At 75.1% G+C, this 15,197-nt stretch carries 11 protein-coding genes; 8 read left to right on the top strand and 3 right to left on the bottom strand.

The features are described 5' to 3' along the window. Window positions 1-82: 82 nt before the first annotated feature. Together ACWDD9_RS03220 and ACWDD9_RS03215 are read left to right on the top strand one after the other, a co-directional pair. Window positions 83-1,912, top strand: coding sequence for a phosphatidylglycerol lysyltransferase domain-containing protein (locus ACWDD9_RS03220; protein WP_449810676.1), 1,830 nt, complete (start codon window positions 83-85; stop codon window positions 1,910-1,912). A 169-nt stretch (window positions 1,913-2,081) separates the two neighbouring features. Continuing rightward, window positions 2,082-2,882, top strand: a complete 801-nt coding sequence (locus ACWDD9_RS03215) for a hypothetical protein (protein ID WP_159028583.1) — start codon at window positions 2,082-2,084, stop codon at window positions 2,880-2,882. Between the two features lie 82 nt (window positions 2,883-2,964). Here ACWDD9_RS03215 and ACWDD9_RS03210 read toward each other — a convergent pair whose 3' ends face one another. Further along, window positions 2,965-5,808, bottom strand: a complete 2,844-nt coding sequence (locus ACWDD9_RS03210) for a SpoIIE family protein phosphatase (protein WP_449810675.1) — start codon at window positions 5,806-5,808, stop codon at window positions 2,965-2,967. A gap of 215 nt (window positions 5,809-6,023) precedes the next feature. Here ACWDD9_RS03210 and ACWDD9_RS03205 point away from each other — a divergent pair, with 215 nt between their 5' ends. From ACWDD9_RS03205 to ACWDD9_RS03190, 4 genes are all read left to right on the top strand, one after another. Then, window positions 6,024-7,244: a rhodanese-like domain-containing protein gene (locus ACWDD9_RS03205; RefSeq protein WP_449810674.1), complete on the top strand. Its 1,221-nt coding sequence runs from the start codon at window positions 6,024-6,026 to the stop codon at window positions 7,242-7,244. A gap of 93 nt (window positions 7,245-7,337) precedes the next feature. Next, the gene (locus ACWDD9_RS03200) at window positions 7,338-8,000 is read left to right on the top strand and encodes a DUF5819 family protein (protein WP_049660264.1); all 663 of its coding nucleotides are present in this window, start codon (window positions 7,338-7,340) and stop codon (window positions 7,998-8,000) included. Further along, a complete protein-coding gene (locus ACWDD9_RS03195) occupies window positions 7,997-9,265 on the top strand; it encodes an HTTM domain-containing protein (RefSeq protein WP_449810673.1) in 1,269 nt (422 codons plus the stop codon). Before ACWDD9_RS03200 ends, ACWDD9_RS03195 begins: the two co-directional genes overlap by 4 nt. Window positions 9,266-9,274: 9 nt before the next feature. Next, window positions 9,275-11,446 (top strand): FUSC family protein, encoded by a 2,172-nt coding sequence (locus ACWDD9_RS03190; RefSeq protein ID WP_074001958.1) that lies wholly within the window; start codon window positions 9,275-9,277, stop codon window positions 11,444-11,446. Between the two features lie 217 nt (window positions 11,447-11,663). Here the strand turns inward: ACWDD9_RS03190 and ACWDD9_RS03185 are convergent, their stop codons facing one another. After that, entirely contained in the window at window positions 11,664-12,311 is a 648-nt protein-coding gene (locus ACWDD9_RS03185; protein ID WP_449810672.1) for a hypothetical protein, read from the bottom strand. Between the two features lie 93 nt (window positions 12,312-12,404). Here ACWDD9_RS03185 and ACWDD9_RS03180 point away from each other — a divergent pair, with 93 nt between their 5' ends. Together ACWDD9_RS03180 and ACWDD9_RS03175 are read left to right on the top strand one after the other, a co-directional pair. Further along, window positions 12,405-13,040: a TetR family transcriptional regulator gene (locus ACWDD9_RS03180; RefSeq protein WP_449810671.1), complete on the top strand. Its 636-nt coding sequence runs from the start codon at window positions 12,405-12,407 to the stop codon at window positions 13,038-13,040. Continuing rightward, a complete protein-coding gene (locus ACWDD9_RS03175; protein WP_380740683.1) occupies window positions 13,037-13,798 on the top strand; it encodes a TrmH family RNA methyltransferase in 762 nt (253 codons plus the stop codon). The genes ACWDD9_RS03180 and ACWDD9_RS03175 overlap by 4 nt, the downstream gene beginning before the upstream one ends. Before the next feature lie 40 nt (window positions 13,799-13,838). Here the strand turns inward: ACWDD9_RS03175 and ACWDD9_RS03170 are convergent, their stop codons facing one another. After that, the gene (locus ACWDD9_RS03170) at window positions 13,839-15,185 is read right to left on the bottom strand and encodes a peptidoglycan-binding protein (protein WP_387970874.1); all 1,347 of its coding nucleotides are present in this window, start codon (window positions 15,183-15,185) and stop codon (window positions 13,839-13,841) included. Window positions 15,186-15,197: the final 12 nt, after the last annotated feature.

Here is a 15,197-nt window from a genome sequence, read left to right as displayed (position 1 = left end):
TCAGTCCGTCGGGCCCGAGCGGGCGCCCGGCGCCGGGCCGTTCGCGGATGCGCCCCACCATCTGATCGTTTGGAATTGAGCTGTGTCGTCCACTGTGAAGTCGGAGCCGTCCGCCACGTCCCCCGGGCCCCGGCCCGTCGACGAGCCCGGTCGCTGGCGTCCGAGGGCCGCCGCGGCCTCCGTCTGGTACCTGCGGCTGATCGCGCTGCTGAACGTGGCGACGGTCCTGCTGGTGCCCTTCCGGAACCAGGTCAGCGAGCACAACGAGGGTGAGTACTTCACCCCGTACCTGATGACCTCCGGGCTGGCCAGCGCGGTGCTGTCGGTCTTCCTCGCGATCGCGATGCGGCGGCGCAAGCGGGCCGCGTGGATCTTCAACACGGCGCTCGGCGGTCTCTTCGCGCTGCTCTACCTGGCGTTCATGCTGGTGCCGGACGAGCGCTTCAACAGGCACCCGCTCAACTACTTCTCCACCGTCCTGACCTGCCTGTTCGTCCTGGCGCTGCTGGTCGGGCGGAAGGAGTTCACGTCCAAGGGCGACAGCTCCAACCCGAAGACCGCGGCGGCCACCTTCGTCGGCGGGCTGGCGTTCGGCGGCGGGGTCGGCGCGCTGCTGGTCTGGATGACCAACGAGCTCTCCGGCGCCGGCTTCTGGGACCTGTTCCGGTACTCGGTCGGCCGGATGATCACGATCACCCCGACCGAGCACCTGCGCTCGGTGATCGCCGCGCCGACCTGGGTGAACGCCGCGATCAACGCGATGGGCGCGGTGCTCTTCCTGCTGGTGCTGTACGTCGCCTTCCGCAGCCCGCGCGGCAAGGAGCTGCTCACCGCCGAGGACGAGGCCAGGCTGCGCGGCCTGCTGGAGAAGCAGGGCGAGCGGGACTCGCTCGGCTACTTCGCGCTGCGCCGGGACAAGGCGGTGGTCTTCTCCCCCAGCGGCAAGGCGGCGGTCACCTACCGGGTCATCGGCGGCGTCTCGCTCGCCTCGGGCGACCCGATCGGGGACCCGGAGGCCTGGCCGGGCGCGATCGACGCCTGGCTGTCCGAGGCCCGCGAGCACGCCTGGGCGCCGGCCGTGATGGGCGCCTCCGAGGAGGCCGGGGTGATCTACGCCCGGCACGGGCTGGACGCGCTGGAGCTGGGCGACGAGGCGATCGTCGAGCTGGACGAGTTCTCGCTGGACGGCCGCGCGATGCGGGTGGTCCGGCAGGCCTACAACCGGGTCAAGCGGGCCGGGTACACGGTGCGGATCCGCCGGCACGAGGACATCTCCGAGGCGGAGATGGCCGAGCTGGTGGCCAAGGCCGACGAGTGGCGCGACGGGGCGACCGAGCGCGGCTTCTCGATGGCGCTCGGCCGGCTCGGCGACCCGGGCGACGGCCGCTGCGTGATGCTGGAGTGCCACGACGGGGACGGCGAGCTCAAGGCGCTGCTGAGCTTCGTGCCGTGGGGCCCGGACGGGCTCTCGCTGGACCTGATGCGCCGGGCCCGGGACACCGAGAACGGCCTGATGGAGTTCATGGTCATCGAGCTGCTGCAGCGCGCCGACGAGGTCGGGCTGAAGCGGGTGTCGCTGAACTTCGCGATGTTCCGTTCCGTCTTCGAGCGCGGTTCGCGCCTCGGCGCCGGCCCGGTGCTGCGGCTGTGGCGCTCGATCCTGGGATTCTTCTCTCGCTGGTGGCAGATCGAGTCGCTGTACCGCGCCAATGCCAAGTACCGCCCGATCTGGGAACCGCGTTACCTGCTCTTCGAGAAGAGCAGCGAGATTCCGCGGATCGGTATCGCGAGCGCGCGCGCCGAGGGTTTCATCGTCGCGCCGAGCCTGCCCGCCCTGTTCCGCCGCCGGCACGCCCGGGCCGCCGTGGTGGCGCCGCGGGTCCCGGTGGCGGCCCGGGACGGGAAGGGGTAGCCCTCCGTCGGGGGGCGGAGGGGACCGGCCGGTCGAATTGGGGGGCTGATGGGGGGATTGCCTCCCCCCAGAGGATGACCCGACTCCCCATCCGTGCCGATGTGGCTTTGTTAACTGGCTTCTAATGTTGGAGTAGTAGAGCGTTCGGGGATTCGGAGAAACTGTTGTGATGCACAGGACCCACGCGGGGGGCGTGCGAAAGGGGCCGCTGGCAATCGCCGGAGCGGCCGCTGTCGCCGAGTGGGGAACGCTGTTCGCGACGGTCCGGGACGCGGTGGTGCGAAAGAAGTTCGCCGCCGTTCCCCTGGCCACCGTCGCGACGTTTCTGATCCTGCTGTTCAGCGTCGTCCAGCACCTGCCGGGCGGCGAGCGTTTCGTGAACAACATCGGGGTGGTGCGGGCGGCGCTGCCGCTGGACGTCTCGCTGCTGCGGACGCCGCTCTCCCTGTACGTGCCGGCGCTGGACCTTCCGGTCTGGGGGGCGCTGGCCCAGGTGTTCGTGGTCTTCTCGATCGCCGAGATCGTGCTCGGCCGGCGGATGACCCTGGTGGTCGCCTACACCTGCACCCTGGCGGGCACGCTGTTCGCCCGGGTCGGCGTGGCGATCGGGCCGCACCACCTGTTCGGCTTCCCGAAGTGGGTCGCCTACGTGCGGGACACCGGGCCCTCGGCCGCGGTGGTGGCGCTGGCGATCTGCATCGCGTTCCGCTGCCGGGCCTGGCTCACCGCCGGCCTGGTGGTGGCGGTGATGATCGGCGAGGCGGTCGTGCTGCCGAACCTGGCCGGTCTGGAGCACGTGGTCGCGGTGATCACCGCGCTGCTGATCGCCGTCTCGGTCGAGGTCTTCGGGGACTTCTGGCCGCGGGTGCTGGCCGGGGTCGGCGCCGCCGCCTCGGTGGCCGCGGCCGCCTCGCGGGAGGTCGCGGTGGAGGCCCGGCGGCGCACCTCGGCGGGGGCCGTCATCCCCTGACGGGCGCCGACCGCGCTCAAGCCGGCCGCGTACGGGTGCCCGTACGCGGCCGTTCGGCGTCCGGGGCCCCTCGGTGCGGCCGTCAGGCGTGCGGGAGCGGGAGCTCGAACCAGACGACCTTGCCCACCGCCTTGCGGGCGGTGCCCCAGCGCTCGGCGAGCTTGGTGACCAGGGTGAGGCCGCGGCCGGTCTCGCCGAGCTGCTCGGCCGGCTCCAGCGAGGGCAGGTTGTGGTTGTCGTCGCTGACCTCGACCAGCAGTTTGTCCACCCGGATCAGCTGGAGCTTCACGGTGTCCCGGGCGACCCGGACGGCGTTCGTCACCAGCTCGCTGACCAGTAGCTCGGTGGTGTCGCTGAGCGCCTCCAGGTGCCAGCCGGCCAGCTGCTCGCGGACCAGCGAGCGGGCCCGGCCGACCTCGCGGTGGTCCACGGTGAGGTCCCAGGTGGCCACCTCGGACGGGGCGACCCCGTCGAAGCGGGCCACCAGCAGGGCGACGTCGTCCTTGCGGTCGTCCGAGTGCAGTCGGCGCAGCACCACGTCGCAGGCCTGCTCGGGGCTCTCCCGGGGGTCGATCAGGTTGCCGCAGAGCGCGGCCAGGCCGGCTCCTATGTCCCCGCCCCGGACCTCGACCAGGCCGTCGGTGCAGAGCACCAGCATCGAGCCGTCCGAGACGTCGATGGTCTTGGCGACGAACGGCACCCCGCCGACGCCGATCGGGGCGCCGGCCGGGATCTCCAGCAGCTCGCCGGTGCCGTCCGGGTGCACCAGGACGGGCGGGACGTGGCCGGCGCTGGCCAGCTCGCAGGTCCGGTTGATCGGGTCGTAGACCGCGTACAGGCAGGTCGCGAGGTGGTCGTCGCCGAGCTTGTGGGCCAGGTTGTCCAGGTGGCGCAGCAGCTGGCCGGGCGGCAGGTCCAGGGCGGCGAGGGTCTGCATCGCGGTGCGGAAGCGGCCCATCGCGGCGGCGGAGTGGATGCCGTGGCCCATCACGTCGCCGACCACCAGGGCGACCCGGCTGCCGGGCAGCTGGATCGCGTCGAACCAGTCGCCGCCGACCTCGGCCTTGGGGTCGCCGGGCAGGTAGCGGTGGGCGATCTGCACGCCGGGGATCTGCGGCGGGCGGGTCGGGATCATCGAGCGCTGCAGGGTGGTGGCGACCCTGGCCTCGGCGCGGTGCAGCCGGGCGTTGTCCAGCGACAGCGCGGCGCGGACGGCCAGCTCCTTGAGCGTCGCGGCGTCGCTCTCGTCGAAGGGCGCGCGGTCCGGCAGCCGGAGCAGCTTGAGGATGCCCAGCACGGTGCCGCGGGCGGAGAGCGGGACGACCAGCATCGAGCGGCCGGTGACCACCGGGGTCAGCCGGGCGTCGCCGAGCGCGATCGCGTAGTCGACCGCGACGTCCGGGCTGACCACCGGGACCAGCACCGGCTGGTTCAGCTGGAGGGCCATCCCGGGCGGGGTGCGGCGGGGCATGCTGACCAGCGAGCCCTCGGAGAGCACGTGGTCCCAGACGCCGCCGGTCTCGTTGTAGACCAGGGCGACCCGGCGCAGCATGGTGTCGTCGTCCGGGCGGGCGGCCGGCAGCTCGGAGTCCGAGATCAGCCCGTCCACCAGGTCCACGCAGGCGAAGTCGGCGACCCGGGGGACCAGCACCTGGCAGAGCTCGTGGGCGGTGAAGCCGAGGTCCAGCGTGGTGCCGACCTTGCCGCCGACCTCGTTCAGCAGGGCCAGCTGCTCGCCGGCCTGCCCGTTGGTGAGGAACGGGCCGAGCCGGCCGCCGGTCGGGCCCTCGCCGCCCGCGGGGGCAGGGACCGGGACGGCGGCGGGCGGGGCCTGGTCGGTGCGCAGCGGCGGACGGCCGGTGGCGGACGGCTCGACGGTGGCGTGCTCGATGGCTGCGGCTCCTGCGGTGGGCGGGGGCACCTCCCGGCCGGAGGCGGGGGGAGGGACGGACGGGCCGGCGCCCGCCGAGCCGCCGCCGACGGCGGCCACCGGCCGGACGGCGGAGGGGGCCGCGGGCTGGGCGGCGGGGCGGTCCGGGGTCTCACGCTGGACGGGCAGCGGGCCGGGCGGACGGCGGCCGGGCGCGCCCTGCTCGGGCTGCGGCGGCGGGCCGACCCGGGCGACCCGCTGCTGGGGCGTCGGGTAGCGGCGGCCGAGGCCGGCGGCCGCCTGCGCCCTGCCGGTTTGGGCGTCGGCGGGCAGCACCGGCAGCACGGTGGCCGGGTCCAGCCGCAGGGCGGGCAGTCCGCCCCGTTCCAGCGCGGCCAGCAGCGCCGCGCGGTGGGCGGCGGGCAGCAGCCGGACCAGCGGCTCGGGCACCGGCAGGCCGGCCGGGGTGAGCGCCGCGGCCAGGGCGTGGAAGCCGCCCCGGACGCCGGGCGCGGCGGCGAAGGGGAGTAGCCGCTCGCCGAGCGCGAGCCGCGGCCCGGTGGCGCGCAGCGGGCGGGCGTCGGCGGCCAGCGCCAGCAGCCCGCCGACCGGGCCGGGCAGCGGGTACGCCCACCAGAGCACGTCGCGCTGGTGCTCCTCGCGGTCGGTGACGGTCAGCCTTCCGATCCAGGGGCAGCCGTCGGCGGTCCGCTCGGCGAGGGTGTCGAACGCGTCGCAGGGGCGGCGGACGGAGCAGCGTTCGAGCACCCGCGACTCCAGGGCGGGCAGCAGGCCGGAGGCCGGGCGGTCGTGGGCGACGTCGGCGCGGTGGCCGAAGAGCTCCTCGGCGGCTCGCCCCCACCGCGCGATCCGGCCGGACCGGTCGACCAGGACGGGGGCGAGCCGGACCAGGGCGGCCACCCCCGTCGGGTGGTCGCCCGGCGCGGTTCCGTCGCCCGCCGGCCGCGGTGTGGAGTTGGACTCGGCCACCATGGATTCGCTCTGCTCCCGCCTGGCCGCCGCGCCCGGGGCGGCCGTCTCTCCGGAGGAAGGCACGCTGTGCGGATACCAGCGAAGCACGGACCGGGCCGGGCTCGACACCGAAACGGGGAGATTCCTCAGGATCGGTTGCGTGTCGCGCGCCGCACGCCGGTCCGTACCCCCGGTTCACCCGGACGGGGCCCGCGATCACGGCGGTAGGGTGGCAGGCCGGACCGCCCGTACGAGTGGTCCGCAGGACGCCGCCGGCCGGACGAGACAGAGGCGAGAAGTTGAGCGCGCAGAGCCCCGCCCGCTGGACCGACCCGGAGCAGCAGGCACTGGAGGAGCGGGTCGCCGCCGCCGAGCTGGCCTGGCTCAGCATGGACGTGGACGTCCAGACGCTGCGGGTCGAGATCGACAACTTCGCGCTGATCCACCACCAGCTGCTCGGCCCGCTCTACGCCCGGCTGGACGAGCTGGACGCGCTGGTCGCCGAGGCCGTGGCGGCCCGCACCGGCCTGCCGGAGGACCTGCGCCGGGCCGCCGAGGCGCGCCGGCAGGTCGACGAACTGCCCGACCTGGACGCGCTGTTCGACTCGGTGCGGGAGCAGACCGGCCAGGACGGCGAGCCGGCCCCGCCGCCGCCCGCCGCGCCGGAGCGGGTGCGGCCCGGCAAGGAGGCCCAGCGGATCTACCGCGAGCTGGTCCGCCGCGCCCACCCCGACCTGACCACCGACCCGGGCGAGCAGCAGCGCCGGGCCGCCTTCCTGGTCCGGGTCAACGAGGCCTACGCGTACGGGGACGCGGGCGCGCTGGGGGCCCTGGCCGCCGAGTGGTCCACCGCGCCGGAGGCCGCGCCGGCCGTCGACTCCCCCGACCGCTCGGACTGGCTGCGCCGCCGGCTGGACTGGCTGACCGCCAAGATCGCCGAGACCGCCGCCGAGCAGGTCCGGCTGGAGCAGACCCCGATGGGGCAGCTGCTCGCCCTCGCCCCGCAGGACCCGGACCGGCTGCTGGAACAGCTCGCCGAGGAGCTGCTGGCCAAGGCCGCCGGGCAGCAGGCCGAGCTGGCGCGGCTGCTCGGCGGCCCGGCCCCGGCGGACGGCCCGTCCTCCGGCGCCCACGACACGGCGCCGGTGGGCGACAATGGCACGCACCCGACCCAATCCCAGGAGAGCCACACGATGTTCCCGCAGATCCCCTCCGCCGACGCCGCCGCCGTGCCCGCCGACGCCGCCCTGCTGGACGTGCGCGAGCAGGACGAGTGGGACGCCGGCCACGTGGACGGCGCCCTGCACATCCCGATCGGCGAGGTGATCGCCCGGCTCGGCGAGCTGCCGGACGAGAAGCTGTACGTGCTCTGCCGGGTCGGCGGCCGCTCCGCGCAGGTCGTCCAGTACCTGGTGCAGCAGGGCCGGGAGGCCGTGAACGTGGACGGCGGGATGTACGCCTGGCAGGGCGCGGGCCGTCCGATGGTGAGCAGCACCGGCCAGGAGGCCTTCGTCCTCTGACGGCCCCCGCCCCACGGCCCTTAGGGCAGGATGGGCGCGCGCGAGCGCGCCGGCACCGGGCCGGCGGTGCCCGCCGACCGGTCGGGGGAGGCCATGACCGAGACGACGGACCGGCCGGCTGCCGGACGGGCCTGGTCCAGGCCCGCGCAGCTGGTCCTCGGCTTCGCCGGGGCGGTGCTGGCCGGCGGCACCGGGCTGTTCCTCGCCGCGGTCTTCCTGCACGTCGCGCCCGCCAACTCGGTGTCCCGGCAGTACCGGGACGAGGTCGACGGCCTGGTGTACCCGGAGTTCGAGCAGAACTGGAAGCTGTTCGCGCCCAACCCGCTCCAGCAGAACGTGAGCGTGGACGCCCGGGTCCGCACCGCCGCGCCCGCCGGGGCCACCCGTACCGGGGACTGGATCGGGCTGACCGCGCAGGACATCGCCGCGATACGGGGCAACCCGGCGCCCAGCCACGTCGACCAGAACCTGCTGCGCCGGGCCTGGGACTTCTACGACGGCACGCACAACCCTCAGGACGAGAGCCCGGCCTCCCCGCGCGGCCGGCTCGCCGAGCAGTACCTCAAGCGGATCGCCCTGCAGCGGATCGGCCGGGAGGCGGACGGCGAACGGGTCCTGGAGATCCAGTTCCGCTCGACCGCGGTCACCGTCCCGCCGCCGTCCTGGAGCGGCGAGCCCGCGCCGGCGGCGCCCCGGGTGCGTGAGCTGCCGTGGTGGCCGGTGGCGGACGAGGACTACCGGGGGCTGCTCGGATGAACGAGGCGACGGTACGGGCCGACGGGGCGCTGCCGCCGGGTGCGGCGGTGCCGTCCGGCGGTGTGCCGCGGCAGGCCGGGGCCGGGCGGCCGGCGGAGCCCGGTGCGGCGCGGGAGGCGCGGCAGGCGCGCGGGCCGCGGGCGCCGCTCGGGCGGGCGGCGGAGGCCTTCACCGGACGGGTGCTCGGCCGCCACCAGGCCGCGGTGGTGCGGATCGGCTTCGGGCTGGTCTGGCTGGCCTACCTGCTGCGCGAGTGGCCCCACCGGCGGGTGCTGTACGGCGACCGGTCCCCCTGGTCGACGGAGCTGGCCCAGCGGCTGCTGGCCGACAACGGGGCGCTCACCGTGCTGCCCTGGTTCGGCGGGCGGCTCTGGTTCGAGCTGGTCTACCACCTGGCGGTGCTGGCCGCCCTGGCCGTGCTGCTGGGCTGGCGGACCAGGGCGAGCACGGTGCTGTTCCTGGTCACCGTGCTGTCCCTGCAGAACCGCGACGTCTTCCTCGGCGACGGCGGCGACAACGTCGTCCACCTGATGGCGGTCTACCTGGTCTTCACCCGCTGCGCCGAGGTCTGGTCGCTGGACGCCCGAAGGCCCCGGCCGGGGCGGACCGGGGTGGTGCTCTGGGCGGTGCTCGGGGCCGTCCTGGCGGCCTGTCAGTTCGGCGGCTTCGCGGGCGACACCCTGACCTGGACCGACCGGGCCTTCCCGTACCTCGGCTGGTCGCCGCTGTTCTGGGGGCTCTGGGCGGTGGCCGGGCTCTGGTGGACGCTCGGCCGGCTGCGGCCGGACGGCGAGCCGCGGGCGGTGCTCGACGCACTGGCGACCATGGTGCACAACTGCGCGATGCTGGTGATCGCCGTCGAGGTGGTGCTGATCTACGCCACGGCCGGCTGGTACAAGGTGCAGGGCTCGCGCTGGCAGGACGGCACCGCGCTGTACTACCCGCTGCACCTGGACTACTTCGCCCCCTGGCCGGGGCTGTCCACGCTGGTCGGCTCGGCGCTGCTGCCGGTCTTCCTGGTCTCGTACGGCACCGTGGTCCTCCAGGTGGCGTTCCCGTTCACGCTGGTCAACCGGCGGGTCAAGAACGTCCTGCTGGCCGTCATGGTGCTGGAGCACGCGGGGATCGCGGTGGTGCTCGGGCTGCCGGTGTTCTCGCTCGCGATGATCGCGGCGGACGCGGTCTTCCTGCCGACCGGGGCCCTGCTGTGGGTGGCGGCGCGGCTCCGCCGGAGGTCGGGCCCGGCCCCGGAGATCACGCCCTAGGATGGCGCTATGTCCTGGTTCGCCGCACTTCGTGACACCGCGCGGACCGGGCTCACCCTGGACCGGGCGCTCACCGACCCCAAGCGGGCGGTGCGCGGGGCGGTCGCGGTGGCGCTGGTGCTCTTCCCGACCCTCGCGCTCGGCGGGGTCGCGCTCGCCACCTCGGCCGCGATGGGCGCGTTCATCGCCGGCTCGGCGACCTTCCAGCGCAGCTTCCGGCCCCGGGCCAGCCTCGCCGTCGCGGCCGGGGCCGGACTCGGCATCAGCACCTTCCTCGGCTACCTGGCCGCCGGCGTCCCCGGACTGTTCCCGGTACTGCTCGCGGTCTGGGCCTTCGGCGCCGGGCTGGCCTGGGCGATCGGGCCCACCGCCGGGGTGGTCGCCACCAACACCGTCTCGGTGATGCTGATCGTCGTCCAGCTCCCCGTCAGCACCGTCACCGCGCTCAGCCACGGGCTGGTCGCCGCCCTCGGCGGGGTCGTCCAGGCCACCGTCATCACCGTCTGGCCGATCGGCAGCTGGACCGCCCAGCGGCAGGCCCTCGCCGACACCTACGCCGAACTCGCCGACTACGCCCGGCGGTTGCGGCAGGACCCGACCGCGCACGTGGACCCGGAACCGTTCATGACGGCCCGCCACGCGGCCGCCCTCACCCCCTGGCAGGACCGCCACCGGCCGCCCGAGCTGCGCGGCCTGCGCGGCATCGCCGAGCGCATCCGGCCCACCCTCGCCGCACTCGCCGACCCCAAGGTGGGCGCCCCCGAGGAGGGGCCCGAACGGGACCGGGCCCGGGAGGTGCTGGCGGCCGCCGCCGAGGTCATGGACGCCCTCGCCCGGGCGATCCGCACCGGCGACCCGGTCCGGCTCCCCCGCTCCGCGCCCTCGCTCACCCTGGTCGGCTCCGACGACGGGCCGCGGCTCCAGGGCGCGGCCCGGCGCTCGGCCCGGCGGCTCGGCGGGCTGCTGCGCAAGGCCGCGGACACCCTGGACCGCAACGACGAGGACACCATCACCACGCCCGTGGTCGGGGCCGGCGGGGCGCTGCGCAAGCCCACCATCGCCCGGATGCTGCCGGTCGCGGCGCGGGCCGTCCGGCGGCAGCTGCACCCGCGCTCGGCGATCTTCCAGCACGCCGTCCGGCTCGCCGGGGTGGTCACCGTCGCCTACCTGCTGGCCCGGCTCGTCGGGTTCCACCACGGGTACTGGGCGCCGATGACCGCCGCGATGGTGATGCGGCCGGACTTCGCGCAGACCTACAGCCGGGGCGTCGCCCGGCTGGCCGGGACGGTGGTCGGAGTCGCCGTCTCGACGCTCGTGGTGCAGCTGCTCCACCCCGGGGAATGGGTGCTGGCCGCGCTGGCGGTGGTCTGCATCGGCGGGGCGTACCTCGCGTTCCGCACCGGGTACGCGCTCACCACCGTCGGGATCTCCACGTACGTGGTGTTCCTGCTCGGGCTGCAGGAGGGCAACCCGCTGGTGACGGCCTTCGAACGGGTCGGGCTCACCCTGCTCGGCGGGTCGATCGCGCTCGTCACGTACGCGCTGTTCCCGACCTGGCAGACCGCCCGGCTCGGCGAACGGCTCGCCGAGTGGCTGGCGGCCGCCGGACGGTACGCGGGAGCGGTGATCGCCTGCTACGAGAAGCCGGCGGCGCCGCGCGGGCGGGTCGTGCGGAGCGCGCTGCTGGACTCGCGGGAGGCGCGGTCCGAACTGATCCAGGCGATGCAGCGGGCCGACGCCGAACCGGGACGGCACGAGACCGGGCTGGCCGGGGTCAGCCGGCGCCAGATCGACCGGGCCCGGGCGGCGGTCGGGGCCCTCGGGCGGGCGGCCGTCCTGCTGGAGGCCCACCTGCCGGCGGCGGACGCGGAACCCGTGCCGGGGACCGGGGAGTACGCGGAGGAGCTGCGGCTGGCGACGGCGCTCGCGGCGGCGGCGCTGCTGACGGGGCAGGCGGTGGAGTTCGGGGCGGTGCGGGATGCGCAGGCGCGGTTGGAGGAGGGGTTGGCGGGGGCGCCGGCGGGGGTGCAGCGGGATGTGGTGCGGGCGGGGGTTCGGTTGGTGGGGCAGGCCCTGCGGGACTTGGAGCGGGCTCTGCGGGGGTCTTCTGTGGGGGAGGGCTCTCGGGAGGGTGGGGGGCCGGGGGCGGCTCCGGGGGTGGCCGCTCCGGGGGCTGGGTGATTTTCAGACTGCCAACCCTGGAGGTGGGGCGTTCAGACCGTTGGCAGTCTGAAAATCACCCGTCACGCCCCTCTCCGCGGCCACCCCCTGCGCCACCCCCTCCCGCAGCGCGTCCCTCTCGCCAGAGGGGAGGGGCGGGGCGGGTGGGGGTGCGGGAGGTGGCCCTGGTGCGGGAGGTGGGGGGCTGAGGGGGTGGGTGTTGAGGGGAGTGGGGCTGTCAGGCGGCGTGGGCGGCTTGGAGCCAGTTGGTGAACTCGCAGGCGAAGTGCCACTGGTGGCCGATGGGGAGGAGGTCGGGGGCGGCTTCGGGGAACTGGACGGTGAGGCGGATGCGGAGGCCGTCGGGGGTGTCGGCGAACTCGTGCATGACGTGGAGGACTTCGGTGCCGTCGGCGAGGGTGCCGGTGCCGCCGATGCGGACGGGGAAGGTGGCGTTGCCGGGGGTGTCGTGGAAATGGAGGAAGAAGCGGGTCGGGGTGGTGCCGAGGGTTTCGATGATCTCGACCCGGTCGCCGGTGGAGTCGGCGAGGTAGTGCTCGGGGTTGGCGGCGAGGAGGGCGGTGCGGTCGCCGGAGTGGAGGCGGGTCTGCCACCAGGTGAGGAAGGTCCGGGCGTCGATGCCGGTGGCGGTGAGTTCGGTGACGGCGGTGCTCCAGTGGCCGGCGGAGGCCTGGGCCCAGGTGGTCAGGGCGGTGTCGGCGGCGGTGGTGTCGGGGGTGAGGAGTTCGCGGGTGCGGGTGTCGCCGAGGCGCTGCTTGAGGAGGTGCAGGGCGGCGCGGGCGCGGTCGAGTTCCCAGGCGAGGACGGCCTCGCGGGGGTGGGGGGTGCCGTCGATCTCGGTGCGGATGGTGAGGCTGGTCGGCATGGTGGCGCTCCTCCGGGAGAGGCGGAGAGTTTTTCTCCGCTTCTGGTGACGCTAGCATAGGGGGAGAGATTTTCTCCGGTTAGGGAGTTGTGGATGAGGGCCGACGCGGAACGCAGCCGGCGCAGGATCCTGGACGCCGCCTGCGAGGTGTTCCTGGAGCGGGGCCCGGACGCCCCGTTGGACGCGGTGGTGCGGCGGGCCGGGGTCGGCCCGGGCACGCTCTACCGGCGCTTCCCGGACCGGGAGGCGCTGGTCCGAGCGCTGGTCACCGACCTGCTGGCCCGGCTCGGCGAGGCCGCGCAGGAGGCGCGGCGCGTCGAGGCGGACCCTTGGCAGGCGCTGCGCCGCTTCGTGCACGCCGCCGCCGATCTGCGGATGGGGGCGGCGATCGTGGTGCTGCTGGAGCGCCTGGTGGTGGACGAGGAGCTGCTGGCGGTCCGGCGGGGCACCGTGGAGGCCGTCGAGGATCTGCTGCGCGCCGCGCGGGAGGCCGGGCGGCTGCGCCCCGACGTCGGGATGGGGGACCTGGTGCTGCTCTGCGTCCGGGTGTCCCGTCCGCTGCCGGGCGCCCTGGCGGCGCTGGACGCGGACGGCTCGCTGGTCCACCGGCACCTGGACCTCGCGCTGGCCGGCCTGGCCGCCACGACGGACGGCCCGCCGGGGCGGGCGCTCGGTTTCGACGAGGTGATCGCCGCGGCGGGGCGCCCGGGGGAGACGATGGCGGAGTGAACAGGACGGACGAGGACGGGCTGGTGCGGGCGTGGCGGGCGGCCGAGCGGGAGCCGGGGGCGGTGCTGCTGGACGGCTTCCACGCGCTGAAGCACGCGCTGCGGTTCGGCGGCGAGGTGCGGCGGGTGCTGACCGCGGACCGGGGCGCGCTGCTGGCGCTGGCGGGTGAGTTGGCGCCGGACGTCGTTCCGGCGCTGGAGGGGCTCGCGGTGGAGCTGCCGGAGGCGGCGCTGCGGGGGCTGGTGCCGCGGCTGCACCCGACCGGGGTGGTCGCGCTGGCGGTGCGGCCCGGGGTCGAGGCGAACCGGGCGGTGCTGGGCCGGCTGCCGCGCCGGGCGCCGGTGGTGCTGTTGGAGAACCCGCGCAACCTGGGGAACGTCGGGGCGGTGATCCGGCTCGCGGCGGGCTTCGGTGCCACCGGGGTGGTGACCACCGGGGACCTGGATCCGTGGCACCCGAACGTGCTGCGGGGGAGCGCCGGGCTGCACTTCGCGACCGCAGTGGAGCGGCTGGCCCTGCCGGAGCTGCCGGACGGGCCGCTGTACGTGCTGGACCCGGAGGGCGCGGACATCCGGGACGTGCCGTTCCCGGACGACGCGCTGCTCGCCTTCGGGACGGAGCGGCACGGTGTGTCGGCGGAACTCAAGGACCGCGCCGACCGGTTGGTGGCGGTGCCGATGCGGCCCGGGGTGTCCAGCTTCAACCTGGCGACCAGCGTCGGGATGGGCCTGTTCCACTGGATGTCGGGGAAGCGCTGAGGCGCGGCGCCCGGGTGGGCACCGCGCCTCGGAGGGGGCGTCAGGAGAAGAGCCGGCGCCAGGTGTCGGGGCCCGGGTAGCCGTCGGCCTCGCTGCCGCGCCAGCCCTGGGCCTGCTGGAAGGCCTGGACGGCCCGGCGGTCGCTCTCCGTCCAGCGCGGTCCCGGGCCGACGCTGTACGAGCCGCCGAAGCCCTTGCGGACCAGCTGCTCGCCGAGCTGCCGGATGTGGTCGTTGCTCTGGCCGGGCCCGAAGTACTGCGCGCCGGGGAAGGCGGAGCCCCCGGTGACGGGCGGCGGCGGAGGCGGCAGCGGGGTGCCTCCCCCGCCGCCGATGTTGCGGCCCTTGCCGTTGACCAGGTAGTCCCAGGTGTCCTTGCCGGGGATGCCGTCGGCCTCGGCGCCGCGCCAGCCCTGGGCCTGCTGGAAGGCCTGGGTGGCCTTGCGGTCGGCCTCGCCCCAGCGCGGGCCGGGGCCCTCGGAGTAGAACCCGGCGCCGCCGCGCTGCACCAGCAGTTGGCCGAGCCTGGTGACGGACGCGTTGTTGGCGCCGGGGCCGAACTTGTCGGCCCCGGGGAAGGCGGTGGAGGAGGTGCCGCCGCCGTCGTTGCTGCCGGAGGACAGGCCGGTGTAGCGGTACGGGACGTAGGAGCCGGAGTTGTTCCAGTACGCGTACGGGGTGGAGCGCTTCTTGGCGGATGGGCCGGTCTGCTCGTAGGCGACGTACTTGGTGCGGGAGGAGTCGGCCCAGCCGCCGAAGATCGTGACGTGCGAGCCGGCCTGGGGGTTGGCCGGGTTGTTGTAGATGAGGACGTCGCCGGGCTGGAGGTCGTTCTTGCCGATCCGTTCGGCGAAGTTGGGCAGTGTCCAGGTGGTCTGACTGCTGCCCAGGCCCCAGGCCATCGAGACGAAGCCGGAGCAGTCCTGGCGGTAGCCGTCCGACCAGTAGCGGCTCATGCTGTACGGCACGCCCTGGTCGACCCAGGTCTGGGCGCGCTGGATGATCTGGGCCCGGGTGAGCGGCGCCGCGGCGGCGCGCGGCGCGGCGAAGGTACGGGCGCCGGGGGCCTGGCCGTAGAGGCCGCTGACCTCGCCCTGGGGGGTCTGGGACTGGCTGCTGCTGTTGCCGCCCGGGGTGGGGCCGGGCGCGGGGGCCGCGGTGGCGGTGCCGGCGGCGGCCGCTCCGCCGCCCAGCGCGGTGCCCACGGCGGCCATCAGGACGGCGGCCCGGCGGCGGACGCTGCGGGCGGAGGCGTGTCCGCCCTCGTGGACGGGCGCGGCGTGCAGCCGTGCTCGTCGGCGGGCGTTGCAGCCCCCGCATATGCAGTCCTCCGCCGGTTCGACGTCGTCGAACTCGATGAGCGGGGACAGGGGGTCGGTCAGGGTCATGCTCCGCCTCTT

Source organism: Kitasatospora sp. NPDC001119 (assembly GCF_053598475.1).
The sequence above is the reverse complement of the archived record's forward strand: the minus strand, read 5'-3'. Positions and strand labels throughout refer to the sequence as shown.

Bases quoted from the DNA above. Each gene is read 5' to 3' on its own strand.
- ACWDD9_RS03215 (WP_159028583.1), top strand. From the start codon at position 2,082: ATGCACAGGACCCACGCGGGGGGCGTGCGAAAGGGGCCGCTGGCAATC.
- ACWDD9_RS03200 (WP_049660264.1), top strand. From the start codon at position 7,338: ATGACCGAGACGACGGACCGGCCGGCTGCCGGACGGGCCTGGTCCAGG.
- ACWDD9_RS03195 (WP_449810673.1), top strand. From the start codon at position 7,997: ATGAACGAGGCGACGGTACGGGCCGACGGGGCGCTGCCGCCGGGTGCG.
- ACWDD9_RS03190 (WP_074001958.1), top strand. From the start codon at position 9,275: ATGTCCTGGTTCGCCGCACTTCGTGACACCGCGCGGACCGGGCTCACC.
- ACWDD9_RS03185 (WP_449810672.1), bottom strand. From the start codon at position 12,311: ATGCCGACCAGCCTCACCATCCGCACCGAGATCGACGGCACCCCCCAC.
- ACWDD9_RS03180 (WP_449810671.1), top strand. From the start codon at position 12,405: ATGAGGGCCGACGCGGAACGCAGCCGGCGCAGGATCCTGGACGCCGCC.
- ACWDD9_RS03170 (WP_387970874.1), bottom strand. From the start codon at position 15,185: ATGACCCTGACCGACCCCCTGTCCCCGCTCATCGAGTTCGACGACGTC.